The organism is Brevibacterium sp. BDJS002, assembly GCF_028201555.1.
Classification (GTDB): Bacteria; Actinomycetota; Actinomycetes; order Actinomycetales; family Brevibacteriaceae; genus Brevibacterium; species Brevibacterium aurantiacum.
The window spans coordinates 1,442,641-1,469,051 of record NZ_CP116392.1 but is presented as its reverse complement, the minus strand read 5'-3'; the positions used below and the strand labels follow the sequence as shown (position 1 = coordinate 1,469,051).

Sequence of the window (26,411 nt, the reverse complement as noted above, 5' to 3'; positions counted from 1 at the left end):
CGTCAGGTCTCCCCAACTGGGGCCACCTTGAAATGACCCCGACTATTCATCTTAATGTCCTCGTCAAAACGGCGAGGCCTCTCATCGAAACAGCGGACCTCCTCGTCGAATTCCGAGGCATTCGAGCGCTCGTGCTCTTGGCACGGCCGTTCGCGGTGTGTGTACTCAGCTGACGACGAGCGGCTCCAGAACCAGATCCGGATGGTTCTTCTGCACGCCTTGGAGTCGCCATCTGTCCGAGAAGAGGGCGAGCAGCTCACCGTCGGAACGGTGCAGAACCTCCACCGACCGTTCTCTGGCCAAGGTCGGCACACATTCCGGTGTGGTGCGACGGGCCAGGGAGAAGTTGAGGCGCTCAAGTGAGCAGGGTGCGTGGAACTCGTTGTTCATCCGGTCTTCTGCAACCTCGAACTGCATCGGTCCCACGGCGCCGAGGACAGGAGCCTGGTCACCGCGCAGGTCTGAGCGCAGCACCTGAATGACACCCTCGTGATCGAGCTGTTCGATGCCGCGGCGGAACTGCTTGTACTTCGAGGAGTCCTTGGCCCTGATCACCATGAAGTGCTCGGGTGAGAAGGTCGGAATGCCGGGGAATTCGACCTTCTTGTCTAAGTACAGCGAATCGCCCACGCGCAGTGCGCTGGCGTTGACCAAACCGACGACGTCGCCCGGGAAGGCTTCGTCGACGACATCACGGTCACGGCCGAAGACCTGCTGCGCGTACTTCGTGGCGAAGGGTTTCCCGGTCGCGGCGTGGGTGAGCACGGAACCGCGTTCGAAGACGCCCGAGCAGACGCGGATGTAGGCCAGGCGGTCACGGTGGTTGGAGTCCATACCGGCCTGGACCTTGAAGACGAATCCGGAGAACGGGTCGGCCACGTCGCGGGGCTCATCGTCCTTGTCCAGACGTGCCTCTGCAGCAGGTGCCAGGTCGACGAGCATATCGAGGAGTTTGTGAATGCCGAAGTTGAGCACGGCGGAGGCGAACATCACCGGGGTCGATTTGCCGGCGAGGAATGTCTCCTGGTCGTGGTTCTGATCTTCCATGTCGAGGAGATCGGATTCGTCGGCGGCGGTCTGCCAGGCATCGCCTTCGAGCTCGATGGCCTTGTCCGCCGAATAGGTCTCTTCTCCGGCGATGTTGGCACCGGCATCGGTGCGGTCGTACTTCGTGTAGTCGCCGGTGAGTCGGTCGAGGACTCCCCTGAAGTCACCGGACTGTCCGACCGGCCAGGTCAGCGGAGTAGGCAGCAGGCCGGTGCGTTCCTGAACCTCGTCCATGAGCTCCAGAGCGTCGAGACCGGCACGGTCCCATTTGTTGATCACGGTGATGATCGGGATGCCCCGGTGGGCACAGACTTCGAAGAGCTTCATGGTCTGGGCCTCGAGGCCCTTGGCCGCATCGATGAGCATCACTGCGCAGTCGACGGCAGAGAGCACACGGTAGGTGTCCTCGGAGAAGTCAGCGTGTCCCGGGGTGTCGACGAGGTTGAAGACCGCGTCCCGGTACTCGAACTGCAGTGCCGCCGAGGAGATCGAGATTCCGCGGTCCTGCTCCATCTTCATCCAGTCGGAGACGGTGGCGCGGCGACCGGCCTTGCCGTGGGTGGCGCCGGCCTTGCCGATGGCTCGCGCATGCAGGGCGAGCGCCTCGGTGGTCGTCGATTTACCCGCGTCGGGGTGCGAAATGACAGCGAACGTCCGGCGGCGGTCCGCCTGGGTTCGAATGTCCTTGTCAGAATACTGGCCAGAAGTCACCAAAATATCTTATCCCTCTTCTGTCCCCGACCGGGTGTCCGGTCAGTCACAGTTGTCTTTGAACGCCTGTCGGGGAGCTTTGCGTCCGTATCTCCGACGGTGCCGCTGGCAGACCCAGCGTCGCTGGCAGGCCCAGTGTTGCAGTGGGCGCCAGCCAGTCGTCCAGCGTCCTGTCGGATTCCACGTTTATGCTGGATGGCGATGAACGAGGAATTTGTTGAATACGCCGGACGCTCTGAACCGAAGGAACGCCTGCTCAAGGCCCTGCCGCTGATCTTGGCGGCACTCCTCGGCATCCCCTTCCTGGTGCTGGCGATCAAGTTCTCCCTCGAGATCGGGCAGGTCACCAGCTACCTCTTCGATCTTGGGACCTCCGGGTTGGAGGCCTTCAGCATGGTGATGCTCAGTCTCTCCGGTGCGTTCTGTCTCGTCTTCTATCTCGTGTTCCTCTTCTTCGGCACCCGCAGGCGCACCTGGAAGTGGCGCATCTGGTGGGCCGTCGCGGCTTTCCTCGCCGCGGCGATCCTCCCGATCTGGTGGCTCTTCGCCGGCTACTTCACCACGGCCCCCGCCTAGACTCGACCCCAGCCGCTTACAGCTGAGCGAGTGCCTTGGCGATCCTCTTCTCCGACACCGGGTGGGCGGTACCCAGTGAATTCGCGTAGAGGCTGACGCGCAGCTCCTCGAGCATGACGATCACGTCCCGCCACTCGCTGGGCACCGAGACCACAATGCGTGACCAGTCCGCTTTGGCCAGTTCGGGGAACCTGTTGCCGACCTTCTTCAACACGGATTCCGCGCTGCCGCTGATGCGGTCCATGAGCTGTTTGTCACGCATCGGCGAGTTCTGCATGCCATCGATGCGGACCACCTCGGCCTGCACCCAGCGCGGCAGATCGCGAACCATCTGCTCGGTCATCGCGGCTACCGACGACCCTGTGATCCGCGATCCGCGCCAGGCCTGCACATCGGCGAGGTTGGACAGGATCGCCAGGGACGAAGCCTTCGATACGAGTTTGTCGAGTTCGGTGGCCGAGCGCAGTGCCTTCATCAGGTGAGGCAGGAGGCTCGCGCACATGTCGGTCAGTGCCGCGTGCACCTTCGTCTCGAGCGAACCGAACTCTGCGGCATCGGCCACCCAACCGGTCTCTGCTGCCCCCAGTTCGGCTTCGACGACACTGCGGATTCCTGCTCTGACCAGGGCATGCAGCATCTCGTCCGAGGTCTTCTGGTGGCCGGCGAGGACCAGCTTCTCATCGGTAGTGAGTCCGTCTCGCAGGTATTTCAGCGCCTCGTTCGTGCGCAGGCTCAGCAGTGTGATGAGTCCTTCGCGTGAGGACAGTCGCGCCTGTGCCGCGGTGTCGAAGGCGACGAGGTCGACACTGGTTCCGCGGTCCACGAGCCCGGGTACAGCGCCGACTTCCGCCTCATCTGGATTGGTCAGTGCGCCGAAGGACCATGAGGTCATGCCGGTCTGCGCAGTGAACGAAACCTGCTGTGCCCGAGCTTTGCGCACCTGGGGTTTCGCGGTCTTCGTCAGTTTCTTCAGGTCTTCCCCGATGCCCACGGTGGTGGTGCCGTCGATGACGCGGAAGCGGATCCGCAGGTGAGGTGGGATGCGGCCGAGGTCGAAGTCCTCGGCGGTCACTGTGATCGGCACCAGGTCGTTCAGGCCTCCTCCGCCGGCGCGTTCGCTCAGCTGAGCGGCGAGCACTTCGGGCAGAGCCCCGCGATAGGGGGTGAGGACTGGAAGGATGTCGCGGGCGACGTCCGGTGCGGGCACGAAGTAGCGGCGTTTGTTCTTCGGCAGCGAGCGAATGTAGGCGGCGACGAGTTCTTCCCGCAGTCCCGGGACCTGCCAGGAGAATTCGTCGGAGTCCACCAGGGGCACGGCTGCCGCGGGCAGTTCGACGGTCACTCCGTCCTCGGTGCTGCCGGGTTCGAAGGAGTAGCGCAGCTTGGCCGTGGACCCGTCGACGAGTTCCCATTCCATCGGGAAGTCGTCGGCCACCGAGGCGGTCAGTTCCTCACTGTCGTCGCTGAGCAGGATCGAGGTGGACAGATCCAGGATGTGCGAGTCACGACGTTTCTGCTTCTTCCACCAAGCACGGAAATCCGCCGCCGAGGTGATTGTGGCCGGAATCCGCTCATCGTAGAACTCGAAGAGGGCATCGTCCTGGTCAAGGACCCTGCGGTTGCGTGTGCGTGAGGCGAGCGCCTCCGCCTCGTCGATGACGGCAGCGTTGGTTTCGAGGAATCCGAAGCGTTCGTGCCAGTCACCTTCGATGAGGCCCTTGCGGATGAACATGTCACGCGCGGCCTCCCGGTCGAAGGTGCCGTATCCGACGCGACGGTCGGAGACGAGGGTGACGCCGTAGAGGGAGATCTTCTCGTAGACCAGCGACCCGCCGGCCTTCTTCGACCAGTGCGGATCCGAATACTGTCTGGTCACCAGGTCACCGGCGGCTTCGACGACCCAGTCGGGTTCGATCGCTGAGACCGTGCGCGCCCACAGTCGTGAGGTTTCGACGAGTTCGGCGGCCATGACGAAATCGGGTTTCTTCTTGAATAGGCCTGACCCGGGGAAGATCGCGAAGCGCGTGCCGCGGGCTCCCTGATAGTCCTTGTTGCGCTCGGACCGGGAGCCGATCATCGACAGCAGTCCCGTCAGCAGCGCCCGATGGATGGCCGCGGCATGCGGGTCGAGGCGGGCACTGGCGGCGCTCTGCCCGGAGTCGTTCGCCCCGTCAGATCCGCTGCTCTTCTTCGCACTGCGTTTCTGCGCGCTGAGTTCGGCGAAGCCGATCTTGCCGTTGGCGCTCTTCGCTCCGGTCGTCGCTGCGGCAGCGTTCGACCCGGCAGCGTTCGACCCGGCAGCGTTCGACACGGCCCCCTTCGCCCCCTTCGCGTTCGACGCAGCCCCAGGCCCCACCTCGGCGGCCGATGTTTGCACTGGACGCCACACGGATTTGTTGACGCGGATGCCGGCCGATCCCGACAGGGAGCGCAGCTGGCCGACGAGGTCCTGCCATTCGCGGATGCGCACGAAGTTGAGGAATTCGGCCTTGCACTGGCGCCGGAATTTCGAGCTGGTCAGCGCCGACTGCTGGTCATCCAGGTAGTTCCACAGATTGAGGTAGGACAGGAAGTCGCTGCCCGGGTGAGTGAAGCGAGCGTGCTTCTCATCGGCGGCGGCACGGACCTCGGTAGGGCGTTCGCGGGGGTCCTGGATGGACAGGGCCGCGACGATGATGGTGACCTCTCCCCCGCATCCCGCCTCGGCGCCGGCGATGACCATGCGCGCCAGGCGCGGATCGATCGGGAGCAGGGACAGCTGCCTGCCCGTCGGGGTGACCGTGATCGTTCCCGCCTTATCGCTGGTCAGAGCGCCCAGCTCGGCGAGCATGGTGCGCCCGTCACGGACGGCCTTGGCCTCCGGCGGGGTGAGGAACGGGAAATCGAGGATCTCTTTGTCGCTGGCCGCGAATCCGAGGTCGGTCATCTGCAGGATGACGCTGGCCAGGTTCGTGCGCAGGATCTCCGGGTCGGTGAATTCGGGGCGTGAGTCGAAGTCTGTTTCCGAGTACAGGCGGATGCAGATGCCGTCGCTGGTGCGTCCCGACCGGCCCTTGCGCTGGTTCGCACTCGCCTGGGAGATGCGTTCGATCGGCAGGCGTTGGACGCGGGTGCGGTTGGAGTACCGGGAGATGCGGGCGGTGCCGACGTCGATGACGTATTTGATGCCGGGGACGGTCAGTGAGGTTTCGGCGACGTTCGTGGCCAGGACCAGGCGCGGGCGCGAATGCGGTTTGAAGACCTTTTGCTGTTCACCGGCGGAGAGCCGGGCGAAGAGCGGTACGACTTCCCAATTGCTCAGGCGCGGCCGTTTGCGCAGGTGAGCTTCGAGTGCTTCGGCGGTGTCGCGGATTTCGCGTTCCCCAGAGAGGAAGACGAGGATGTCGCCGGGTGCTTCGGTGCTGAGTTCGTCGAAGGCGGCGATGATGCCCTCGGTCTGCTCTTCGGGCCCCGTTTCGTAGCTTCCCGACTCCCCCGGGCCATCGACGTCGTCGTCTTCGTCATCGTCGACGAGTGGACGGTAGCGGACCTCGACCGGATAGGTGCGGCCTGCGACCTCGATGATCGGGGCGTCGTCGAAGTGCGCGGCGAAGGACTGCGGGTCGATTGTCGCCGAGGTGATGATGACCTTGAGTTCGGGCCGCTTCCCCATCACTTCTTTGAGGTAGCCGAGCAGGAAGTCGATGTTGAGGCTGCGTTCGTGGGCCTCGTCGATGATGATGACTTCGTAGTCGCGCAGCAGTTTGTCGCGGGAGAGTTCGGAGAGCAGGATGCCGTCGGTCATGACCTTGACCCGGGTTGAGTCCGCGACCTGAGCGGTGAAGCGCACCTGGTAGCCGATGGTCCCGCCCAGGTCCTCGCCTAGTTCGTCGGCGATGCGCTCGGCCACGGTCCTGGCCGCGATGCGCCGAGGCTGGGTGTGCCCGATGAGTCCGTTGACTCCCAGCCCCAGTTCGAGGCAGATCTTGGGCAGCTGGGTTGTCTTGCCTGAGCCGGTCTCACCGGCGACGATGACGACCTGGTTGTCGCGGATGGCCTCGGCTATCTCGTCCTTGGCGGCACTGACCGGCAGGTTCTCCGGGTAGGTGACGTCCACAGACTGTGACCGGCGAGCCTCCGTCAACCGTGCCCGACGCTCACGATGTCCTGCCCCGGTGTTCTTGTGCCGCTGGTTCCTGCGCCGAGGTGATCGCTTCCCCGACTGCGTACCCTTGGGTGAGGGCTGCAAGTCAGAGCGCGAGGACGGCGCGTCCGGGCGCGACGATTTCGTGTCCTTGCTCGGAGCCGACGGTTCGGTGCGCGGGGTGGAGGATGCTGAGTTCTCATGTGCCATTTCAGTCCCAGCTTATCGTCTGCCCCGCCGAGGTGGGCGCCTCCCATGGATCCACCCGCCCAGTCCCATGGACGGACTCAGGTGTTGTTCGCCAACGACCGCAGTTTGGCGAGGTAGGCATCCCAGTCCTGGTCCTCCGGCATATTCGAATTGCGGGGGTTCAACCCAGCCTGTCCGTCAATGCTCTCGCGGACGATGTCGACCTGGCCCAGATGCCGCGCGAGGTCCACGATGACGTGGACCATGATCTGCTTGAGAGACACCGCAGCTCTCTCAGCGGGCCAATGAGGAACCGTGCCCTGCGCATCGAGTGCGTGCGTGTCGATGGTCTCATCGGCGAAGGCCCACACACGTGTGTAGAAGTCGATGACGGAGCCTGCCGTCTCGCTCTCAGTGGCGTACCAGTCGGCCTGCGGGTCGGTCTCGAACTGCTCAGGCGTGATGGCCTCACCAGGATTCGGCCAGGGCCTGCCGAAGGTGTCGCCGAAGTACCCGATCTCCGTGTTCGCCATATGTTTGACGACACCGGCGAGGTTGAGCCCCGTGGCCGTGTGCGGCAGCCGCAGGTCGCGTTCGCTGAGTCCTTCGAGCTTCCACAGCAGATCGTTGCGGCATGCCTGCAGGTGGTTTTTGAGGATCGTCTTCATCGCATCATCGCGGGCCATGCTTCAAGTCTGCCGCACCCGAGGGAAGAAGGACAGACTTCTTCCCCCAGGTGCAGCAGATGCAGCAGGTACGGCTAGAGACCGATCATCCGCCCCAGAGCGGTGCCAGGCTCGAGTAGAGCTGCTGGACGCCGAGGACGATGAAAAGCAGCGCTGTGATGGCCAGCGCAATATTGGTGTGCAGTTTGTTCGCCCACTTCTTCGGGATCTTCTTGCCGTTGAGGAGACCGAGAAGCGTGATCGCCAGGAACGGCATGAACAGCGATCCGAGCACGCCGTAGGCCAGGATCAGACCGATCGGCTTACCCAGGAGGAAGAGCAGCATCGGTGGGAAGGTCAGCCACAGCACGTAGGCTTTGAAGTACTTTCCACCGGTCAGGGTGTCGGGGTGACCGGCCGGCTTCTTGCGCATGTGTCCCCAGAAGTCAGCGAACATCAGCGATACACCGTTCCAGACTCCGATGATCGAGGAGAAGGACGCGGCCCAGAAACCGACGAGGAAGCCGATTCCGACCACATCACCGTATTTGGCTTTGAGCACATCGGAGAGTTCGATGAGTCCCTTGTCATCGGCAGAGATGGCGACACCGGCTGCGCGGACGACTTCGGCACCGACGACGAGCATGGCGATGACGAAGATTCCTGTCAGCACGTAGGCCATGGAGTTGTCGATGCGCATCACGCGCATCCACTTCGGTGTGTGCCAGCCCTTCTCACGCAGCCAGTACCCGTAGGCGGCGAGAGTGATCGTGCCGCCGACACCGCCGGCCAGAGCCAAAGTGTAGATGACACCGCCTTCCGGGATCAGCGGGATGAGTCCGGTGAGCATGTCCGGGATGTTGGGAACGGCGATGATGGCCAAACCGACGACGGTGACGAACATGATTCCGACGAGGGCGGCGGTGATCTTCTCAAAGACGGAATATCGTCCGAACCACACCATGGCAAAGCCCGCGAGTCCCATGATGATCGCCCACACGGTGAGGTTGACTCCGGGGAACAGCGCGGCCAGGGGCAGTGCGGCAGAACTCATCGCGGTGGCTCCGTAGACGAATCCCCAGATGATGATGTAGGGCCCGAAGTACCAGGTCGTCCACCGCCCCAGCGACGTCCAGCCTTCGAAGATCGTCTTTCCTGTGGCCAAGGTGAATCGGCCAGCGCCCTCGACGAGGACGATCTTGAGGATCACACCGACGATCACCGCCCACAGCAGTCCGTATCCGAACTGGCTGCCTGCCACCAGGGTCGCCACCATATCTGCGGCACCCACACCGGTAGCGGCAACGACCAGTCCGGGACCGATCACCTTCCATTTGGCGGGTCCTTGGGCTTCGGCCACGCCGGTATTCGCTGCCGGATCGAATCCGTCGCCGGGTCCGGAGTTCAGGGGTCTGTCGTCACTGTCAGTCATGTCGGGTCTACACCTTCGTCATCGGCTGTCACTGCTGCCACCACCGACATCGAACTCACCGTTGCGCTCATTTCGCACTACCGGCGACCTCGCGGCGGAAGCGAACTTCAGCGGAAATCGTCGTACCTTGACATGGTATTCGACGACAACGGCTATCCTCGATACGTGACCCCCGATGACCCACGCAGCAGGATCGCCCGACGGATGTTTCCCGACGGCGAGGACCCTGATCCGCGATTCACCCTCGCCAACGAACGCACATTCCTGTCGTGGATTCGCACGGCTCTGGCATTCATCGGCGGTGGCATCGCGGTCGAAGCCTTCACCTCGGAGATCTTCACCTCCGGGCTGCGGGCGACGCTGTCCATCGTCCTCATGGTCATCGGATTCATCCTGGCCGCCGGTGCGGCATTCAGGTGGCACCGCATCGAATCGGCCATGCGCCACAAGACTTCGCTGCCGCTGCCGCTCATCATTCCGATCGTCTCCCTCGCCTCCGCACTCGGCGCCGGCCTCCTCGTTCTGGTCTTCGCCGGAGTCCTGTGACCACGCCGAGTCCCAGACGGCCACAGCCCCACGCCGATCCGGGGCTGCAGCCGGAGAGGACGACCCAGTCATGGCTGCGCACCAGTCTGACGATGACGGTCGTCAGCCTCCTGTTCGTCCGCTGGATCAACGTGTTCGAAGGGCTGTCCATCGTCATCTTCGTCATCTGCATAGGTTTGGCGATCGCCGCCATCGCCATGCAGGTCAGGCGCTACCGCCTCGGAACGGTATCGATTCGGGCTGAACGGGGACGGCCGACCCCATGGGCGGTTCTCTTCCTCAGCAGCTCGGTCTGCCTCATCGCCGCTCTCGGAATCGCCTCGGTCATCAAGATCTCCCTCGAATGACGTTCCTCGTTGTGAGACCGGCCTCCGGTTCAAATGCGGCGTTGCCTAAACTGGACCTCATGAAGGACGCACGTGAAGTTTCAACCGCACCGCTTGTCGCCGTCGGTCTCGTCGGCGGGTACCTGACCGCCCGCGAGACCGGGATCCGCCCCCTCGGCGGAGTCGTGCTCGCCGCCGCCGGTGCCTACGCGGCCCGCACATGGTTCACCAAGCAGGGCTGGCCCATCGGCACGGCGCTGACCTTGGGCTACCTCGGCGGGTTCGGGGCCTCTCATCCGCTGGCGAAGAAGATCGGTGCGTGGCCCGCGGTGCTCAGCGTCGCTGCCGTCACAGCGACGGCTGCCTATGTGGCCGTCGACTCCGCCGAAGCTGCCTGAACCGGAAAGCGAGGACCACCGGTAGCCCATGCTGGCTGTTTTCGAAGGCTTCGCCGTCATCGCAGGAGTCATCCTGGTCGGTTTCGTGCTGGGCAGATCCGAGGTTCTGGGGCCCAACGGACAGCAGGTCATCGCGAAGCTCGTCTTCTACGCCGGTACACCAACCCTGCTCTACGTCACGGTCGCCGACACCGATCTGGGGCTGATCTTCAACACTGCTCTCCTGGCCACAGGAGGGTCCGCACTCATCGTGGGTGTGCTGCTGTTCGTCCTCACCCGATACATCCGAAAACGCAGCACCGGCGAGGCGATGTTCTCGGCCTGGGCCGTCAGCTACGTCAACATCGGCAACCTCGGCATCCCGATTGCGGCCTACGTCCTCCACGACATCGGATATGTCGCTCCCGTGCTGCTGTTCCAGCTGCTCATCCTCGCACCCATCGGCATGGCCGTCCTCGACGCCGCGGGAAAGAAGAAGCACAATCAGCGCTGGTACTCAGGCGTCCTCCAGATACTCAAGAATCCCATCGTCCTCGGCGCCGCCGCGGGGGTGGCCGCCTCGGCCACCGGCTTCGAACTCCCCCGCTTCATCTTCGAGCCCATCGACATGATCGGAGCCACTGCGGTCCCGGGCGCACTGTTGGCCTTCGGCATCTCGCTCAAGGACGGCTGGGGGCTGCCGGCACCGGGTACCAGGAAGCAGTTGACCTACATCACGGTCGCCAAGCAGGTCATCCAGCCGGTGCTGGCCTGGGTCATCGGCGGTCCCCTGCTCGGGTACTCGGGCATCGCGCTCTTCGCCATCGTCGTCACCTCGGCCCTGCCGACAGCTCAGAACGTCTACATCTATTCCATGCAGTACCGACAGTCCGAGGCACTCATGCGTGATGCGGTCTTCATCACCACGGTGCTGGCCGTGCCGACCCTGGTCATCATCGCAGCCCTGCTGGGCTGACGTTCCGTCCCGGCCTCCTCGGTGATCTGGGGGTCTGTGGCGTGTCGGAGCCCGCTTGCCCACTCGGGTCAATGACAATGGGAACGTGGCTGGAGACAAGAAGAACGAGACCGAAGACCTCCTGAGCAGGCGGATGAGTTCAGGATCCAGTAGTGCTGCCGAAAAGCAGTCGGAGCCTCCGCTGGAGGCCGCGAATGATCCTTCGACCGACACCGAGGCGTTCGACCCCATCAGGGAACCGATCGCCAAGGACGAGCCCAAGCCTTCGACCGGACCGGTGCGCGTTGCGCCCGCTCACTCGTCGAACCCTGCCGAGACCGCCAGGACCCGTGAGGTTCCCGCAAACGCGCGCACCGCGGTGATGAGCGAAGCCGATTGGGCAGCAGTGACTCACGCCGCGACATCGACCGAACCTCATGACCCCGAGGTGCCCGAGCGACGCCGCAGCGTCCTCGATATCATCGGCACCATCTGGATCACCCTGGCCACACCGTTCATCCTGTTGGCCCTGGCCGTGCGGTTCGTGGCCTCAGGCCTGTTCCTCAAGTTCGAGTACTTCCGTCCCGGGTTCCCGGCCGACCAGTTCGGCTTCAGCGCCGCCGACCGAGAGCACTACGGCACCTACGTCATCGACTACCTGGCCAACCTCGACTCCCGGCGTTACCTCGCCGACGTCATCATGCCCAACGGCGAGCCGATCTTCATCTCCGACGAGCTCAACCACATGGCCGACGTCAAGGGTCTCATCTCACTGCTGTACCTGATTGCCCTCATCGGCCTCACCGGTGCCGTGCTCTTCGGCCTCTACATGTCACGCAGGCACGGGATGGGCATCCACGTCGGACTGCGCCTGGGTGCCATCATCAGCGTCGTCGTCATGGCCGCCGCGGCAGTGCTCGCGTTCCTCGGCTGGGATACGTTCTTCCGCGGATTCCACAAGATCTTCTTCTCCGACGGAACCTGGGAGTTCTACAGCGATGACTCCCTCATCCGTCTGTTCCCACCGCAGTTCTGGGTCGACTCGGGCATCGCCGGAGGCGGACTCTTCGTCCTCCTTGCCATCGTCCTCTTCTGGCTCAGCTTCGCAGGTCACAAGAAGCGCCGCGCGCTGAAGAAGGCTCGCCGAGAAGCCTGAGCACCACGGGCCTCATGCCCAACGTGGGCTTTATGCCCAATACGGGTCTCATACCCAAGTGAATGCTGCGGACTCTGTCCGCTCCACGGTTGTCGGCCGGGTGGTCTTTCCCCTTCCACCCGGCCGCAGTATTTCTTATCCCAGCGGCTCGTTCCCCGGCCGCGTCGAAATATCCTCGGCTGCGGCGAACCTCAGTCGTCGACGGCATCGCGGCCGCGGCGCACGATGATCGGGTCGGGCTCGTAGACGACCGAGGTGTCCTTGTCCTCGTAGTCGAACTGGTTGAGGAAGTAGCGCAGCGCATTGAGTCGTGCCCGCTTCTTGTCATTGCTCTTGATGGTGATCCAGGGAGCGTGATCGGTGTCCGTGCGGCGGAACATCTCTTCCTTCGCCGCGGTGTAGTCGTCCCACCGATCCAGGGATTCCAGATCCATGGGAGACAGCTTCCACTGTCGCACCGGATCGATCTGGCGGATGGCGAATCGTGTCCGCTGTTCGCGCTGTGTCACGGAGAACCAGAACTTGGTGACGTGGATGCCGGAGTCGATGAGCATCTTCTCAAACACCGGAGCCTGACCCATGAAGGTCTCGTACTCGTAGTCGGTGCAGAAGTTCATCACGCGTTCGACGTTGGCCCGGTTGTACCAGGAGCGGTCGAACATGACGAACTCACCGCTGGTCGGCAGGTGACTGATGTAGCGCTGGAAATACCACTGCCCGGCTTCTTTGTCCGAGGGTTTGTTCAGTGCCACGACACGTGCGGCACGCGGGTTGAGGTGCTCTGTGAAGCGTTTGATCGTGCCACCCTTGCCGGCGGCGTCACGGCCTTCGAAGACGATGACGTGCTTCCGGTCGGTGTCCTGCCCCCAGTACTGGAACTTCAGCAGCTCCACCTGCAGCTGGTACTTCTCGAGCTCGTATTCCTCCCGGTCCATTAGCTCCGGGTAGGGGTAGCCCTCACGCCAAGTCTCAACCGCACGGCCCATCGGGTCGATGAGGTGCGGGTCCGTGGTGTGTGAGTCCTCGACCGTGTAGCCTTCGATTCGCAGCTTGTCGATGTATTCGCGCAGATTCTCATTGAGCAGGTTGTTCACGGGCGCTCCTTCTCATCGACAGCTTTCGTCTTCTTCAGCGGCTTGGCCTCGTCATGTCGCGGTCGTCACCAGTCTTCAGGCACAGTACTGAGCAAAGATGAACATCAGGTTATCCGATCAATGTCCTGTTTCGGAATGATTCCCAGGCTGAGCAGGGGTGCGATCCCGACGAAGGCGAAGGACAGCGGATAGCCGAAGATCGTGATGAGTGCACCGAATCCCGGGCCCATGAGCGCGGACATGACGAACTGTCCCGTGTTCTGCGTACCCATGGCCTTGCCCGACCAGTGGGGGCCGGCCGCCTCGGCGACCGAGGCGAAGGCCAGTCCGTTGTCGGCCACCGAGATCGCAGACGCCAGGATGAACACCACTGTGGCTACGATCGGCATCGGCGTCAGCGACGTCAGCGCGATCGCCGCCACGAAGACGACCGCTGCGATCGCCACGACCCGCATCAGTCCGACCCTGGAGCCGAGTCGATCGGAGAGGCCGCCGACGATGAGGCGCCCGATCGCTCCCACGATCTGTGAGGCAGCGACGATGCCGCCGGCGATGCCGACGCTGATGTGCTGGTTCGCGATGAGCCAGATGAGGCCGTAGGTGGAGAACGCGAACTGTGGGATCACCAGCAGCGCGGAGACCGCGTGGATTCGCCACAGGAACGAATCCATCCGGTAGGGGTTGTCCGTCGCCGGCGTTGTCGTCGACGCTCCCCTCGCCGAGGTGGGGCCCGGCTGTCCATCATCGGTGGACGTGACTACGGGGCTGGGAACCACCTCGGCGCGGGGAGGATCTTTGACGAGTCCGAAGCAGATGACGGCCATGACGCCGGTGACGATGACGACGAACCACAGGTAAGCACTGAACCCGCCTGAGGCGGCGATGGGTGGGACGGTCACTGCCGCGACGCTCGTGCCCAGGGGCTGCGACATCTGTCTGATGCCCATGGCCAGACCGCGACGGTGGCGGGGGAACCAGCCCATGACCACGCGTCCGCTGGCCGAGTTCACGGAGGCTGCGGCAGCTCCGGAGGCGGCGATGATGAGAACCATCCACACCGGTGAGCCGACCAGAGCGACGGCGATCCCCGATGTCAGAGCGGTCAGGGCGATGCCCAGGGTCATGGCCAGGCGTTCGCCGAATCTGTCGGCGAAGGCACCCCAGGCGATGAGGGTGAGGATGAGGCCGAAGCTCGGGGCCGCGGCCACGGTGCCGGCCTGAGTCAGCGTATAGCCGAGATCCGTGTGCATGTACGGGATAAGGAAGGCCGGACCTGTGATCGCGATGGTGGCTGCCATCTGGGAGAGGACTCCGACGACGAGGATCACCCAGGCCTGTCTGCTGGGCGGATTCTCGGTCATGAGTTTGAGACTAGCCGTCTCACAATCAGGGTGTCGGTGTGTCTCAGATCGCGGCGTCGGCGAGGTCGCCGTGTCTCGGATCGCGGCGGGCCCAGGTACGCTATAAAGTGAGTGCTGGCGCTGTGAATGCAGTGTCTGCACAATGGGCGAAGGCCCGCATATCCCCCTATAGCCCAATCGGCAGAGGCAGTCGACTTAAAATCGATCAAGTGTGGGTTCGAGTCCCACTGGGGGGACTTTTTCTTCCCGCCGTTCTCCTCCTCCTGCGTACAATCGGAGCATCTGCCGAAGGCAATCAAAGGAGATTCATCGCCATGGCTGAAATCGCGCTCTTCCATCACATCCAGGGGCTCACCGACGGAGTCGCCGCATTCGCAGAGGAGCTGAGGTCCTCCGGGCACACGGTGCACGTTCCCGACATGTTCGAAGGCCACACGTTCGCGTCCATCGAAGAAGGCTTCGCCTATGCCGGAGAGGTCGGATTCGACACGATTCGCCAGCGTGGACCCGCCTCACTCCCCACACCAGACGGCGGGTTCGTCTATGCAGGAATCTCCTTCGGAGTTGCCACCGCCCAGAATCTCGCCCAGACCAGCCACGATGCTCGGGGCGCGCTTCTCTTCGATGCCTGCCTCCCCGTCTCCGAATTCGGGTCGGCATGGCCTGCGAACGTGCCCGTACAGATCCATGGCAGGGAAGATGATGAGTTCTTCCAGGAGGATCTGCCCTCAGCCCGAGAACTCGCTGATTCGACGGCCTCGGCGGAGCTTTTCGTCTACCCGGGCGATGGACACCTGTTCCTCGACTCATCCCTCGAGGCCTACGATCCGAAAGCCACGGCAGTTCTCCTCGAGCGGGTTCGTGGGTTCCTCGCCGACATCTGAGAACTGCAGAAGCGCAGGGGCGCAGACAAGTTCGCGTCTCTGCTCTGGCCCGGGCAAGATAGTGCCATGACGAAGCTGCTTCTCACTCCACAGGCACCACCCCAGTCAGTCGGCGATCTGGGAGATCCCAGCGTCGCCTCCACCCCGGGGCCTGCCGTTCTCTTCTCAGCCTCATCGACCAATGACGATTCCAGCAACGGCGCAGGCATCGAAGCACCACTGGCTCAGGACAATGCCTCAGCTCTGACCAACCGCCCGATCGCCTACCGCGAGCCCGGCGGCGATTGGCACGAGCTCGGTTATGAAGCCTCCGACCACTGGGAGGGCCTGACCTCCGAGCTGCGTGATCGCCTCATCGCTGATCGAACGGCGCAGGTGAGCCGTGAGGAGTATTCCGCCACCACCAAGGGTGCCAGCGCATCGATGATCACCAGCAATTGGACCTACTCCGGTTCCCCTCGCACCTATCGTGTCGCGGGCGAGCTGCGTGAACTCGCCGAGGTGCTCGCGGAGATCGGTCGCTGACCCTGGCTTCGTCCCCTCTGATCGCTGTCCCCGCATAGGAGTAGTATTCACGGCAACCGCAGTGTTGCGCTCACTCGCCGCCGCGGCTCCGTGACTACAGTCCACAGATGGGCAGGTCTATGACGGGACCATCGATGACCACCGCAGGCATCACACGACGAACCCTTCTAGTTGCCGGCACCGCCTCGGCATCGCTTGGTCTAGCCGGGTGCGCATCTGGGGCGGGAGGAAGCGAGCCGGGGAAATCCTCGACGACCTCAGCAGAGACCGGAACACAGCAGCATGCCCAGCCTCTGTCGATCGCCCAGACCGACATGCAGAAGCAGGCGACCCTTGATTCGTGCACACGCCTGGACGGGCACCCCATGTTCCACCTCACTTGGGAGGGTGCACCCGCAACCACCTCGGCGCCCGATGGAGCGAATGCGGCCGCACTGCCGACCGGATACGCCTGTACTCTCTTCGCAGCCGCCGATGCCGACGGAGCGCCGCTGGTCGCTCGCAATTTCGATTGGGACCCAGCTCCCGCCTCGGTGGTGGAATCAAAGTTGAACAACGGTCGCTCGACCTTGGCTGTGACCGACCTTCGCTATGTGGGCATCGAGTCCGAATCAGATCTCGGCAACAAGCAGAAAACACAGGACCTGCCACGCTGCGAGGCGTACGCCTTCGATGGAATCAATGATTCCGGGGTCTACATCGGCCTCGCCGCCGACGCATCGGCACGAGCCGAAGTCGTTGACGGCCGCGAATGGCTGGGTGGCCTGGGCGTCCAGAGAATGATCCTCGACCACGCCGACACGGTCAAAGACGCCATCGAGGTATTCGACACCTACAACATCGATTTCGCGGGCGGCCCGGGACTGCACTACCTGCTCGCCGACCGTTCAGGCGCCAAGGCAGTCGTCGAGTTCGATGCCGGCAAACTCGCTGTCATCCGTCCGCCATCGGGCCAGCCATGGATGTGCCTGGAGAATTTCCACATGTCGTCATTCGCCGAAGAAGATCGCATCACGCACTCCCGTTACAGCACCTGTGCGAAGACTCTCGATTCCTCTCGGGGCAAGGTCTCCGTCGACGACGCAGTCAATCTACTCAATGATGTGCGGCAACCGCATACCCAATGGCAGAGCGTCTACGGTCTCTCAGCAGGCACTCTTCGAGTCGTCGGCAAGAAGCCACACGACTACCGGCTCAGCGCCTGACACCGACATTTCCTAACGCGCCACACGGCTCCTGTTGTCTGAAATCGCCGCCACGTTCAGCTCCGCCCATCGACGCAGTGCAGCTACGGGCTCCTGCAGGGACCGGCCCAGGTCGGTCAGCTCATACTCCACGCGAGGAGGGACCTCGGCGAAGACCTCTCTGGTCACCAGCCCATCGGCGACCAACGACCGCAGTGTCGAAGTGAGGACCTTCGGTGTGATGCCACCGATCGCCAAACGGATCTCGCTGAAGCGCTTCGGGCCCTCATCAAGGATTCCGATGATGAGGACCGTCCACTTGTCACCGACCCGATCGAGGACGATTCTGGTCGGGCATTCGGGATCGAAGGCATCGCCTTCCCAGGAACTGCTCAATCTCATATCCCAATAGTATCTTTGAGGTACTCGATATTCAAAGGATATCTTTATGGCAGTACCTCACTCCAACGAAAGGACACACCATGAAGATCGCACTGTACGGCGCATCAGGAATGATCGGATCCCGCGTCACCAAGGAAGCCACAGAGCGTGGGCTCGAGATCACCGCCATCACTCGAACCGGTGCTGAGGTGCCAGGAGCTGCGGCAAACCTCAAGGGCGATATAGGCGACGCCGAGTTCGACCGACAGGTCGTCGCCGATCATGACGTCATCGTCTCGACAACCGGCCCCAGCCGCACCGGCGCACCACACGAAGAGTGGCTGCAGGCCCTGGAGACACTGGCTCAGGCCAGCGGAGACAAGCGTGTCTTCGTCGTCGGCGGCGCCGGATCGCTCTTCGTCGGCGACACCATGCTCAAAGACACCGAAGGTTTCCCAGAGGCCTACAAGGCTGAGTCGGAGACCGGCACGAAGGCACTCGAGCTCATGCGTGCCGGCAACTACTCCCCCTGGACTCTGATCTCCCCCGCCCCAGAGATCGGCCCCGGTGAGCGCACAGGCACCTACAAAACCGAACTTGAGACGCCTGCCGGCGATTCGATCTCCGCGGAGGACTTTGCGGTGGCCATGGTCGATGAGATCGTCGACGCGAAGCACATCGACGCTCGCTTCACCGTCGCGAACTGAGCGCTGCAGAGCCTCAGCCGCTCTGATCCAGCCCCTCGTGAATGACAAGAACGCCGGGAGTGCAATCGCACTCCCGGCGTTCTTCAGAACTCATCAGGGTTCACACCGGCAATCGCCTGGGGCGAATCCTGCACTCAGGCGTCAGGCCTTGGCAGTTTCCTTCTTCGGAGCCGGCTTCGAGTTGGCTGCCTCGACGAAGTTCTTGCGAGGAACATCGAGATCGGCCAGCGGCATGGCGTCGCGGCCGACGATGGCGTTGAGGATCCAGTTGCCGAAGACCTTGACCTTGCGATCCACTGTTGGGATCGCGTAGCCGTGGTAGGCGCGGTGCATCAGCCAAGCGAGGACGCCGCGGGCTTCGAAGTCGCCCATCTGCGAAACGCCCTTGTACAGGCCGAGACCTGCAACGGTGCCGATGGTCTTGTGGAAGTACTGCTTGAACTCGGTCTCTCCGCGCAGTGCGGCAAGAACGTTGGCAGCCAGCACTGGTGCCTGGCGCACGGCGTGCTGAGCGTTGGGCACGCAGTAGCCGCCCACGCCGCCACCGGAGAGGTCAGGCACAGCAGCGTTGTCGCCGGCGGCCCAAGCGCCTTCGACCACACCGTTGTCGCCCTCGACGCGCAGATCGGCGCGCACGGTCACACGACCGCGCTCATCGAGAGGCAGGTCCGAGTCGACGAGGATCGGGTTGGCCTTGACGCCAGCCGACCAGACGATGGTGTCGGCGTCGAATTCTTCGCCGCTGGAGAGCTTGATGTGCTTTTCGGTGCAGTCCTGGAGGAAGGTCTCGAGGTACACGTCGATGCCGCGTTCGCGCATGTGCTCAACGACCCAGCGAGCCTGAGCTTCGCCGACCTCGGGCATGACACGATCGAGTGCCTCGACGAGGACGAAGCGGACATCGGCTTCGGTCAGCGTCTCGTACTGAGCCACTGCGGAGCGGACAACGTCTTCGAGCTCGGTGAGGAGTTCGATGCCAGCGAATCCGCCGCCGACGAAGACGAAGGTCAGCGCCTTGCGACGCTCATCATCGTCTTCCATCAGCGAGGCATCGGCCAAGCGGCTGAGGAGGTGATCGCGAAGTGCGACAGCTTCCTCGATGCGCTTGAGCGCGATGGCGTTCTCCTTGAGGCCTGGGATCGGCAGAGCACGCGCCACCGAACCGGCGGCCATGATGATGTGGTCGTAGTCGAGCTCGAACGCTTCGTCGTTCTCCGGCTCGACGGTGACGAACTTGTCGCCGTGATTGATCGAGGTGACCTTCGCGGTGATGACTTCAGCACCGGAGAGGTTGCGGCGCAGCGGCACGACAGCGTGACGCGGCTCGATGGACCCGGCAGCCACCTCGGGGAGGAATGGCAGGTAGGTCATGTACGGGTTGGGATCGACCACGGTCACTGTGGCTTCGCCACGACCGAGGTTCTTCAACAGATTCTGAGCGGTAACGAGACCAAGGTAGCCGCCACCAACGACGAGGATTCGAGGACGCAATTTTGAGTTTCTGATGAGTGCCATATGCCCATCCTAGGCCTTTGTGAAAACTTTCACTAATTGAATCTCGACGCCCCAGATGAGAGGTTCAGCACCAGGTTCGATCACCGTCTGCGGCGAATGAAAACCACCGCGGAAAGCACGAAGAGGATCACCGCAATGAGGGCGCCAGCGCCCAGAACCGAGTAGCCCAACATGGGTGTCGACTGTGATGAGACGACGTCCTTCGGCGCGACCGCCTTCGGGTTGTTGTCCTCGGCCGGGACTGCGTTTTCGGTCTCGGACGGATCGGATGCCGCGCGTCGGTGCATCGTCACCCAATCGGCAAGGTCGTCGGCCGCGCTGGGCACGGTCTTCGGAACGCCTGACTTCATCGCGGCCTTCGGATCGAGCCGGCCCCAACCGACGATCGGATCCGGTTTGTCCTTTTTGCTCTGCCCCTTATGTCCGGGGACCGGCTTGGCCGTCGAAGTCAGCTTGGCGGTGACTTCATCGGCGCTGAGGTCGGGATCTTCGGCCCGGATCAGCGCTGCCACGCCGGAGACGATGGGTGAGGCAAAGGAACAGCCCTGCCCCTCGGCATAGCCGCCCGAGTAGTAAGGGATCGGAATGTCTTCCGCCGGCCCCATGAGATCCACGGCCGTTCCGGGCGCTGTGGATTCGGATAGGACGCGGTTCGTCTTACCCAGTCCGCCGACTCCGATGACACCGGGCACTGTCGACGGTGACCACGCCTGCGTGGCTCCCTGGGAGGCATTGCCGACACAGGCGATGACGACGACGTCCTTCTCATAGGCATAGGCGAAGGATTCGTCCCAGCTTGAAGGCCAGGCAGGATCGTCCCAGCCCAGCGACATGTTGATCACTTTGGCTCCCGAGTCGACGGCCCACCTGATCGCCTTGTCGGCCTGCTCGCGAGTCGAGCCGGATTCTTTCGGCCGCTCAGGTCCCAACCACATCGAGGCCGAGAGAATATCGACGTCGGGGGCGACTCCCGTCGGGCCTGCGCCTTTCCCCTGGCCGGCGATGACGCCGGCGACTGCGGTGCCGTGATGGATGGTGGTCTTGCCGCCGATGGGTGTCTTGCCGTCTTTGTCGAGTCCGCTGAAGTCCTTGGACTTGCTGACCACGCCTTTGAGGTCCTCATGTTTGGTGTTGACGCCTGAATCGATGACGGCGACCTTCACACCTTTGCCCGTGGACTTCTTCCACATGTCATCGATGCCGTACTTCTTGATGTACCACTGCCCGGGTCCGGGTTCGGGTGCAGCAAGCGCCGGCTGAGTCGTGCCCATGACCAGACCCAGCACCAGGGATCCGACGAGGGCGAGCTTTGCGGTGCGCTTTCCAGCGCGGAGACGCTTGGGAGCCGTCAGTTCCCGCGCGGCGACGGGCTTCACGACTGCGTGCGCGCGAGGTCGAGCGCGGTGCCGTCGAGGATGTCCGTCTCCGAGACCATGATGTCGAGCTCGGCTCCGGCACTCTTGACTGCAGAGTCGATGCGGGCTGCGATGCGGGCGAACAGGAGTCCCCCGGCCGCGATGACGTCGACGCGTCCGGGGTGCATGTACGGCAGTGCGGCACGAGCCTCACGCCCCATGCTCAGCAGTTCATCGGCCTCGGCGTCGATGTCTGCCACACGCAGATGGGTGCCGTGGATGCGTTCACGCTGGTAGCTCTCAAGGTCGAGGATTCCCGCGGTCAGTGTGGTGACGGTGCCGGCAACCCCGATCATCGTCCGCGGCGCAGCGAGGTTGACGATCTCTGCCGCCTTGTCCAGGTTGGCGTCGATGTCGTCGATGGCCGCCTGGATCTGCGCCTGGTCGGGGACGTCGACGGACATGTGTCGTTCGGTCAGGCGCACGGATCCGATGTCCATGCTCACCGCCGAGGTGACTCTTTCGATGCCGAGGACCAGTTCGGTTGAGCCCCCACCCAGGTCCATGACGAGGAACGGGCCGCTGTCGGCAGAACGTCCGACGGTGGCGCCGAGGAATGACAGATGGGCCTCTTCATCACCGGTGATGACGTCGGGCACGACGCCGAGGATGCCGAAGATTCCGGCGGAGAACTCATCACGGTTCTTCACATCACGGCTGGCGGAGGTGGCGACGAATCTCAGTTTCTCCGGTGAGTACTCGGCGGCTACCTCGGCGAACTCTCGAGCTGCGGCAAATGTGCGTTCGAGGGCTTCGGGGGCGAACTCACCCGTTGCGTCGACTCCCTGGCCCAGTCGCACGATCCGGGTTTCGCGACGCAGTTCGGTCATCTGACCCTGCTCGTCGACATCGGCGATGAGCAGACGCAGGGAATTGGTCCCACAGTCGAAGGCGGCTACGCGCATGAGCTTTCCTATTCGCTTGCCTCGGTCGAGGCGCCCTCTGCGCCTGCCGGGGTGGGGACGTCGGTCATGAAGGAGATGGCGCGGTCGCCGATCGGGTTGACTCCTGCACCCGCGGCCAGTGAGTGTCCGACGAGAGCGTGCAGGCATTTCACTCGGGTGGGCATGCCACCGGCGGTGTAGTCCTTGATCTCTTCCACCTCGGCGATTCCGGCAGACTGTCCGATCTCCGACCGTGTCGCGAGGTAGGCAGCGTGGGCCTTGGCGTAGGCGGCTGCGAGTGCCTCGTCTTCGGCGATCTCGGCGCTCCATTCGGTCATGATTCCCGAGGCTTCGAGGCGTGAGCATTCAGCGACGAAGGCAGGGTGCGTGAGGTAGAAGGTGGTGGGGAAGGGTGTGCTGTCTTCGAGCCGGGGAGCGGTCGCGACGACCAGCGGTTCACCCGATGTGCTGCGGGCTGCGATCCCGACGACGCCGCGCGGAATCCGCCCGAGCTGTTCCTTCAGGATGGCGAAGTCCGCCTCGGTGCACTCTGTGATCATCAGCCCTTCTCCACGGTATTGCCGACCTCTTGAATCGACTCCAGCAACTCAAGGTACCAGGCTTGCTTGCGCTGCGGACGGTCAGCATCCGGATCGTCACCGTCGATCGCCTCCTGGTTGGTGACGATGACCGCGTTCTTGCCCTCTTCCACGTAGTACTGGTCCTTGCGGGCCTTGCGTTTGATGTACGCGGGGTCCTTGAGATTCTCGTTCTTCTCTTCCAGCCCCTGGACCTCGGATTTCGTCGATTCGATCTCGCTGTTGAGTGCCGCGATCTGCTGTGCCTGCTTGAGTGCGGAGTTGATCGAGGGAAGAAATGTGACGAGCACGATGGCGATGACAAGGAGGAAGACACCTGTCTGCCAGGACAGTTTCCGTTTGCGAGTGCCCTCGGTGGACTGAGCCTCGACGACCGGCGTTGGGCGTCGACGGGGAGCGGCTCGGCCTGGAGCCGATTTGGGGGCGCTGTTTCTGGGTTTGCTCGGAACCATGTCTCTTTCCTCTGCGACCGGGGATGGGGAAGGCAGTCACAACACATCTAAGTCTGCCGTGTCAGCATCCGGCCTGCGAGGATTTGGGTGTCGTGGCGTGTTCTATTTTTCGAAAGTCTGAATCCGCCCGGTTCGCTCGCCTCTCTAGCGCGCCCACCCCTGTCGTCTCAGGCCGTCGCTCGGGCCACTCACGCCCCGTCGCCTCAGGCGGCCGTTCTGTCTGACGCCGCCGCGGCTGACACACGCCCTTCGCATTCAGGCTCGCGGCCCTCACCCTCGTCGCAGGCGCATGCCCTCCCCTTACCTTCACGTCCTACAACTAGTTCAGCTCCCGGCACCGCCAGCTCTAAAACCTCGTGTTGCTACTGGGTGATTTAGCGCTCACGGTGCAAGGTACGAAGCCTGTCGCTCGCACCTTGATACTTTGCGACCGTCGCACTCCCCTCCCCAGCCCCCGCGCCAGACGCATGTACCCACAGAGTTATCCACAGGCCTAAGAAACTACATTGTAGTTTGCTGTCTTTTGATGCAGTTTAGTTTCATGTACAAGATTATGACCACACAACAGATCATCCGGCTTGGGTTCGCTCACGCAGACATTCGGCGGGCTCGAAGCTGCTGCGTTCGTCGGCTGTCTCGCGGCGTCTATTCGGTCAGACACGTCTGCTCCGTGGAAGGCCATCGGCGACTGTGGGCCAGCATCATTGAAGGAACTCATTCGGAGTTCACCGAGCACGGAGACCTCCGCGACCAGATCGAAGAGCTCGACGCCGCAGTCATGGCTCGATGCGAAGTCAGGTTCCAGAAGCAGAGTCAGGAGGCACGGCAGGAAGAAACTAACACCGCGAACGGATCAGACACAGCAACCCGAACGTCGCCGGCGTCTCCCCCGGCCGAGGTGTTCTCGCACATCTCCGCTGCCCTCATCCACGGCCTGCCTATTGCCTACCCCGTCACTCACCAGGTGGAGGTGGTGCGCCCTGGAGTCAACCGCAGGTTCAAGAGCATCCATGTCAGGGGCGTGACAATCCCGAAGCATCACCGTCAGAGAGTTCGCGGCACCGAGGTGACGACGCTGGAGCGAACACTCATTGACGTGGCGCGCACATACAACCCCGATATCTCGGTGTCGATGCTCGACGATGCCCTGCACCGCGGACTGACGACAAGGGAGAAGATCCTGGCGACTCTGGCGCAATGCCTGGAGACCAGGAACACCAAGAAGGTTCATCTCGCCCTCGAACTGGCCGATGCCCGTCGCGAGTCCCCCGCCGAGTCGATCGCCGCGGTGAGGTTCTTTCAGCACGGATTCGTCGGTTTCGTGCCCCAAGTTGAGTTCGACGCACCCTCGCTGCGAAGAAAGATTCGCGTCGATTTCTGCCATAAAGCAGCTCGGCTGATCGTTGAGATCGATGGACTTGGAAAGCTGTATCTCGGCTCGGGAGTGCCACGGGACGAACTCGAACGCGAACGGCGCAGAGAACAATGGCTGCGTGATCAGGGCTGGCGGGTCATCAGAGTCACGTGGAAAGAGCTCTTCACAGAGGCGAAGTTCGAAGAGATCAGGCGGGCCCTCATGAGCGCCAGGTGACTTTCCATCGATGCGGTCGGCTGCCTCGATAGACCCGTCGCCCGCAGCTTCATGAACAACCTCTGCAAATGTATGAATTGCGCGGTGCGGGTGGAGTTGCTGTATTCCCGGGGTGTTCTGCGAGGGACAGGAGGTTTTGGAGTCGCGGAGTAGTTTTGTGTAATCGCCAAGAGTTCTTGAAGTCGCGAAGAGGTTGTGTGATCGCGAAGCACACCGACCTCAGCAGCAACGACCCACCGATGAATGTCGCCGAGGCGGGGGCCGGGTGACCTTTGATGATCACCTGACCCCCGCCTCGGGGATGAAGCCATTCAGCGCCTCAGCGCTGCAGTCGTTCAGCCGACCGCGCGAAGTTCACTCAGCCGTCGAAGCGCGGGAATGCTCCTCGTCCGGCGTACCGGGCGGCGTCGCCGAGCTGCTCTTCGATGCGCAGCAGCTGGTTGTACTTGGCCACACGCTCGGACCGTGCCGGAGCGCCTGCCTTGATCTGGCCGGCGTTCGTGGCCACGGCCAGGTCGGCGATCGTCGTGTCCTCGGTCTCACCCGAACGGTGGGAGATCATCGTCGTGTAGCCGTTGGTCTGTGCCAGCGACACTGCGTCGAGGGTCTCCGTGAGCGTACCGATCTGGTTGACCTTCACGAGCAGAGAGTTCGCGGTGTTGTTGTCGACACCGCGCTGGAGCCGCTCGGGGTTCGTGACAAAGAGGTCATCGCCGACGAGTTGAACCTTTGAGCCGATGGACTGGGTCAGCGTGGCCCAGCCCTCCCAGTCGTTCTCGTCCAGGGGGTCCTCGATGGACACGAGCGGGTACTTGGCCAGCAGACCCTCGTAGTAGGCAGCCATGTCCTGAGCCGACTTCTTCTCGCCTTCGAACTCGTAGGCTCCGTCTGAGTAGAACTCCGAGGAGGCCACGTCGAGTGCCACAGCGATGTCACGGCCCGGACGGTGTCCGGCGAGCTCGATGGCCTCGAGGATGAGGTCGAGCGCCGCGGCATTGGAGTCGAGGTTCGGCGCGAATCCGCCCTCATCACCGAGTCCGGTGGACAGACCGCGTTCCTTGAGCACGCCTTTGAGCGCGTGGTAGACCTCGACGCTCCACTGCAGTCCTTCGTGGAAGCTGGCCGCACCGATCGGGGCGATCATGAATTCCTGGATGTCGACGTTGGAATCGGCGTGCGATCCACCGTTGAGGATGTTCATCATCGGAACGGGCATGACGTGCGCGTTCGGTCCGCCCAGGTAGCGGTAGAGCGGCAGGTCCGCGGACACTGCGGCTGCACGAGCCACTGCCAGCGAGGTGCCGAGGATGGCGTTGGCACCCAGGCGGGACTTGTTCTCGGTGCCGTCGAGCTCGATCAGAGCCTGGTCGACCAGTCGCTGGTCATCGCTTTCCAGGCCGACGATGACTTCATGGATCTCGTCGACAACTGCGTCAACAGCACTGGTGACGCCTTTGCCCAGGTAACGTTCCGGGTCTCCGTCGCGCAGCTCCACGGCTTCGAACTCACCGGTGGAAGCACCGGAAGGGACACCGGCACGACCGACGGATTCGTCGGCTAACAGCACTTCCACCTCAACGGTGGGATTTCCCCGGGAATCCAGGATTTCACGGGCGTTTGCGGCAACAATCTCAGCCACTGATTACTCCTTCGCAATTGGTTTCACATGGGGAACATGTGCCTGCAGGACAGCTTAATGCACCGAGGCACCGGGCT

24 protein-coding genes and 1 tRNA gene are annotated in these 26,411 nt (G+C 63.0%); 12 read left to right on the top strand and 13 right to left on the bottom strand.

The window, feature by feature from the left end:
* Positions 1 to 165 precede the first annotated feature (165 nt).
* Positions 166 to 1,758 carry a peptide chain release factor 3 gene (locus PGC08_RS06855; RefSeq protein ID WP_009883977.1) on the bottom strand — a complete coding sequence of 531 codons (1,593 nt, stop codon included), beginning with the start codon at positions 1,756 to 1,758 and terminating at the stop codon, positions 166 to 168.
* A 201-nt stretch (positions 1,759 to 1,959) separates the two neighbouring features.
* Here PGC08_RS06855 and PGC08_RS06850 point away from each other — a divergent pair, with 201 nt between their 5' ends.
* Entirely contained in the window at positions 1,960 to 2,334 is a 375-nt protein-coding gene (locus PGC08_RS06850; protein ID WP_069599828.1) for a hypothetical protein, read from the top strand.
* Positions 2,335 to 2,350: 16 nt separating this feature from the next.
* On the opposite strand, the gene hrpA is transcribed toward PGC08_RS06850, so the two are convergent.
* The 3 genes from hrpA to PGC08_RS06835 form a co-directional block, all read right to left on the bottom strand.
* Positions 2,351 to 6,667 (bottom strand): ATP-dependent RNA helicase HrpA, encoded by a 4,317-nt coding sequence (hrpA, locus tag PGC08_RS06845; protein ID WP_271709809.1) that lies wholly within the window; start codon positions 6,665 to 6,667, stop codon positions 2,351 to 2,353.
* A gap of 77 nt (positions 6,668 to 6,744) precedes the next feature.
* Positions 6,745 to 7,332, bottom strand: a complete 588-nt coding sequence (locus tag PGC08_RS06840; protein ID WP_009883980.1) for a DinB family protein — start codon at positions 7,330 to 7,332, stop codon at positions 6,745 to 6,747.
* Positions 7,333 to 7,417: 85 nt separating this feature from the next.
* On the bottom strand, positions 7,418 to 8,743 hold the full coding sequence (locus PGC08_RS06835) for an Nramp family divalent metal transporter (RefSeq protein ID WP_096158499.1): 1,326 nt from the start codon (positions 8,741 to 8,743) through the stop codon (positions 7,418 to 7,420).
* A 132-nt stretch (positions 8,744 to 8,875) separates the two neighbouring features.
* Between PGC08_RS06835 and PGC08_RS06830 the strand changes: the two genes are divergently transcribed.
* From PGC08_RS06830 to PGC08_RS06810, 5 genes are all read left to right on the top strand, one after another.
* Positions 8,876 to 9,289 carry a YidH family protein gene (locus tag PGC08_RS06830; RefSeq protein ID WP_009883982.1) on the top strand — a complete coding sequence of 138 codons (414 nt, stop codon included), beginning with the start codon at positions 8,876 to 8,878 and terminating at the stop codon, positions 9,287 to 9,289.
* Entirely contained in the window at positions 9,286 to 9,636 is a 351-nt protein-coding gene (locus tag PGC08_RS06825; RefSeq protein ID WP_271709808.1) for a YidH family protein, read from the top strand. The genes PGC08_RS06830 and PGC08_RS06825 overlap by 4 nt, the downstream gene beginning before the upstream one ends.
* 59 nt (positions 9,637 to 9,695) lie before the next feature.
* Positions 9,696 to 10,013: a hypothetical protein gene (locus tag PGC08_RS06820; RefSeq protein WP_035279090.1), complete on the top strand. Its 318-nt coding sequence runs from the start codon at positions 9,696 to 9,698 to the stop codon at positions 10,011 to 10,013.
* A 28-nt stretch (positions 10,014 to 10,041) separates the two neighbouring features.
* Entirely contained in the window at positions 10,042 to 10,968 is a 927-nt protein-coding gene (locus PGC08_RS06815) for an AEC family transporter (RefSeq protein ID WP_009883985.1), read from the top strand.
* Between the two features lie 85 nt (positions 10,969 to 11,053).
* A complete protein-coding gene (locus tag PGC08_RS06810; protein ID WP_009883986.1) occupies positions 11,054 to 12,103 on the top strand; it encodes a TIGR01906 family membrane protein in 1,050 nt (349 codons plus the stop codon).
* A 191-nt stretch (positions 12,104 to 12,294) separates the two neighbouring features.
* On the opposite strand, the gene ppk2 is transcribed toward PGC08_RS06810, so the two are convergent.
* Complete coding sequence (gene ppk2, locus PGC08_RS06805; RefSeq protein WP_009883987.1) at positions 12,295 to 13,197, bottom strand: polyphosphate kinase 2; 903 nt, start codon at positions 13,195 to 13,197, stop codon at positions 12,295 to 12,297.
* Positions 13,198 to 13,301: 104 nt separating this feature from the next.
* Positions 13,302 to 14,558 carry an MFS transporter gene (locus PGC08_RS06800; protein ID WP_271709807.1) on the bottom strand — a complete coding sequence of 419 codons (1,257 nt, stop codon included), beginning with the start codon at positions 14,556 to 14,558 and terminating at the stop codon, positions 13,302 to 13,304.
* 162 nt (positions 14,559 to 14,720) lie between these two features.
* Here PGC08_RS06800 and PGC08_RS06795 point away from each other — a divergent pair.
* The 4 genes from PGC08_RS06795 (at position 14,721) to PGC08_RS06780 (ending at position 17,172) form a co-directional block, all read left to right on the top strand.
* Positions 14,721 to 14,794 (top strand) — tRNA-Leu (locus tag PGC08_RS06795).
* Positions 14,795 to 14,872: 78 nt separating this feature from the next.
* Complete coding sequence (locus PGC08_RS06790) at positions 14,873 to 15,442, top strand: dienelactone hydrolase family protein (RefSeq protein ID WP_009883989.1); 570 nt, start codon at positions 14,873 to 14,875, stop codon at positions 15,440 to 15,442.
* A gap of 66 nt (positions 15,443 to 15,508) precedes the next feature.
* On the top strand, positions 15,509 to 15,967 hold the full coding sequence (locus tag PGC08_RS06785) for a hypothetical protein (RefSeq protein ID WP_271709806.1): 459 nt from the start codon (positions 15,509 to 15,511) through the stop codon (positions 15,965 to 15,967).
* 107 nt (positions 15,968 to 16,074) lie between these two features.
* Entirely contained in the window at positions 16,075 to 17,172 is a 1,098-nt protein-coding gene (locus PGC08_RS06780) for a carcinine hydrolase/isopenicillin-N N-acyltransferase family protein (protein WP_083248697.1), read from the top strand.
* Between the two features lie 12 nt (positions 17,173 to 17,184).
* On the opposite strand, the gene PGC08_RS06775 is transcribed toward PGC08_RS06780, so the two are convergent.
* Positions 17,185 to 17,553 (bottom strand): winged helix-turn-helix transcriptional regulator, encoded by a 369-nt coding sequence (locus tag PGC08_RS06775; RefSeq protein ID WP_009883992.1) that lies wholly within the window; start codon positions 17,551 to 17,553, stop codon positions 17,185 to 17,187.
* 80 nt (positions 17,554 to 17,633) lie between these two features.
* Here PGC08_RS06775 and PGC08_RS06770 point away from each other — a divergent pair, with 80 nt between their 5' ends.
* Positions 17,634 to 18,239 (top strand): NAD(P)-dependent oxidoreductase, encoded by a 606-nt coding sequence (locus tag PGC08_RS06770; protein ID WP_271709805.1) that lies wholly within the window; start codon positions 17,634 to 17,636, stop codon positions 18,237 to 18,239.
* Positions 18,240 to 18,380: 141 nt separating this feature from the next.
* Here PGC08_RS06770 and PGC08_RS06765 read toward each other — a convergent pair whose 3' ends face one another.
* The 5 genes from PGC08_RS06765 to PGC08_RS06745 form a co-directional block, all read right to left on the bottom strand.
* The gene (locus PGC08_RS06765) at positions 18,381 to 19,754 is read right to left on the bottom strand and encodes an NAD(P)/FAD-dependent oxidoreductase (protein ID WP_271709804.1); all 1,374 of its coding nucleotides are present in this window, start codon (positions 19,752 to 19,754) and stop codon (positions 18,381 to 18,383) included.
* Positions 19,755 to 19,834: 80 nt separating this feature from the next.
* A complete protein-coding gene (locus PGC08_RS06760; protein ID WP_271709803.1) occupies positions 19,835 to 21,130 on the bottom strand; it encodes a S8 family peptidase in 1,296 nt (431 codons plus the stop codon).
* Entirely contained in the window at positions 21,127 to 22,074 is a 948-nt protein-coding gene (locus tag PGC08_RS06755; protein ID WP_271709802.1) for a Ppx/GppA phosphatase family protein, read from the bottom strand. Before PGC08_RS06755 ends, PGC08_RS06760 begins: the two co-directional genes overlap by 4 nt.
* A gap of 8 nt (positions 22,075 to 22,082) precedes the next feature.
* Entirely contained in the window at positions 22,083 to 22,613 is a 531-nt protein-coding gene (locus PGC08_RS06750) for a DUF501 domain-containing protein (RefSeq protein ID WP_096161595.1), read from the bottom strand.
* Complete coding sequence (locus tag PGC08_RS06745) at positions 22,613 to 23,104, bottom strand: FtsB family cell division protein (protein WP_009883998.1); 492 nt, start codon at positions 23,102 to 23,104, stop codon at positions 22,613 to 22,615. The genes PGC08_RS06750 and PGC08_RS06745 overlap by 1 nt, the downstream gene beginning before the upstream one ends.
* Positions 23,105 to 23,657: 553 nt before the next feature.
* Between PGC08_RS06745 and PGC08_RS06740 the strand changes: the two genes are divergently transcribed.
* Positions 23,658 to 24,695, top strand: coding sequence for a DUF559 domain-containing protein (locus PGC08_RS06740; protein ID WP_271709801.1), 1,038 nt, complete (start codon positions 23,658 to 23,660; stop codon positions 24,693 to 24,695).
* Between the two features lie 358 nt (positions 24,696 to 25,053).
* Here the strand turns inward: PGC08_RS06740 and eno are convergent, their stop codons facing one another.
* A complete protein-coding gene (eno, locus tag PGC08_RS06735) occupies positions 25,054 to 26,334 on the bottom strand; it encodes a phosphopyruvate hydratase (RefSeq protein ID WP_009884000.1) in 1,281 nt (426 codons plus the stop codon).
* Positions 26,335 to 26,411: the final 77 nt, after the last annotated feature.

Excerpts from the sequence above, each read along its gene's own strand:
- PGC08_RS06740 (WP_271709801.1), top strand. The coding sequence starts at position 23,658 with ATGACCACACAACAGATCATCCGGCTTGGGTTCGCTCACGCAGACATT.
- PGC08_RS06750 (WP_096161595.1), bottom strand. The coding sequence starts at position 22,613 with ATGATCACAGAGTGCACCGAGGCGGACTTCGCCATCCTGAAGGAACAG.
- PGC08_RS06775 (WP_009883992.1), bottom strand. The coding sequence starts at position 17,553 with ATGAGATTGAGCAGTTCCTGGGAAGGCGATGCCTTCGATCCCGAATGC.
- PGC08_RS06785 (WP_271709806.1), top strand. The coding sequence starts at position 15,509 with ATGACGAAGCTGCTTCTCACTCCACAGGCACCACCCCAGTCAGTCGGC.
- PGC08_RS06815 (WP_009883985.1), top strand. The coding sequence starts at position 10,042 with ATGCTGGCTGTTTTCGAAGGCTTCGCCGTCATCGCAGGAGTCATCCTG.
- PGC08_RS06850 (WP_069599828.1), top strand. The coding sequence starts at position 1,960 with ATGAACGAGGAATTTGTTGAATACGCCGGACGCTCTGAACCGAAGGAA.
- PGC08_RS06770 (WP_271709805.1), top strand. The coding sequence starts at position 17,634 with ATGAAGATCGCACTGTACGGCGCATCAGGAATGATCGGATCCCGCGTC.
- PGC08_RS06745 (WP_009883998.1), bottom strand. The coding sequence starts at position 23,104 with ATGGTTCCGAGCAAACCCAGAAACAGCGCCCCCAAATCGGCTCCAGGC.
- PGC08_RS06830 (WP_009883982.1), top strand. The coding sequence starts at position 8,876 with ATGGTATTCGACGACAACGGCTATCCTCGATACGTGACCCCCGATGAC.
- PGC08_RS06835 (WP_096158499.1), bottom strand. The coding sequence starts at position 8,743 with ATGACTGACAGTGACGACAGACCCCTGAACTCCGGACCCGGCGACGGA.
- hrpA (WP_271709809.1), bottom strand. The coding sequence starts at position 6,667 with ATGGCACATGAGAACTCAGCATCCTCCACCCCGCGCACCGAACCGTCG.
- PGC08_RS06800 (WP_271709807.1), bottom strand. The coding sequence starts at position 14,558 with ATGACCGAGAATCCGCCCAGCAGACAGGCCTGGGTGATCCTCGTCGTC.
- PGC08_RS06780 (WP_083248697.1), top strand. The coding sequence starts at position 16,075 with ATGGGCAGGTCTATGACGGGACCATCGATGACCACCGCAGGCATCACA.
- PGC08_RS06790 (WP_009883989.1), top strand. The coding sequence starts at position 14,873 with ATGGCTGAAATCGCGCTCTTCCATCACATCCAGGGGCTCACCGACGGA.
- PGC08_RS06840 (WP_009883980.1), bottom strand. The coding sequence starts at position 7,332 with ATGGCCCGCGATGATGCGATGAAGACGATCCTCAAAAACCACCTGCAG.
- PGC08_RS06765 (WP_271709804.1), bottom strand. The coding sequence starts at position 19,754 with ATGGCACTCATCAGAAACTCAAAATTGCGTCCTCGAATCCTCGTCGTT.
- PGC08_RS06820 (WP_035279090.1), top strand. The coding sequence starts at position 9,696 with ATGAAGGACGCACGTGAAGTTTCAACCGCACCGCTTGTCGCCGTCGGT.
- PGC08_RS06755 (WP_271709802.1), bottom strand. The coding sequence starts at position 22,074 with ATGCGCGTAGCCGCCTTCGACTGTGGGACCAATTCCCTGCGTCTGCTC.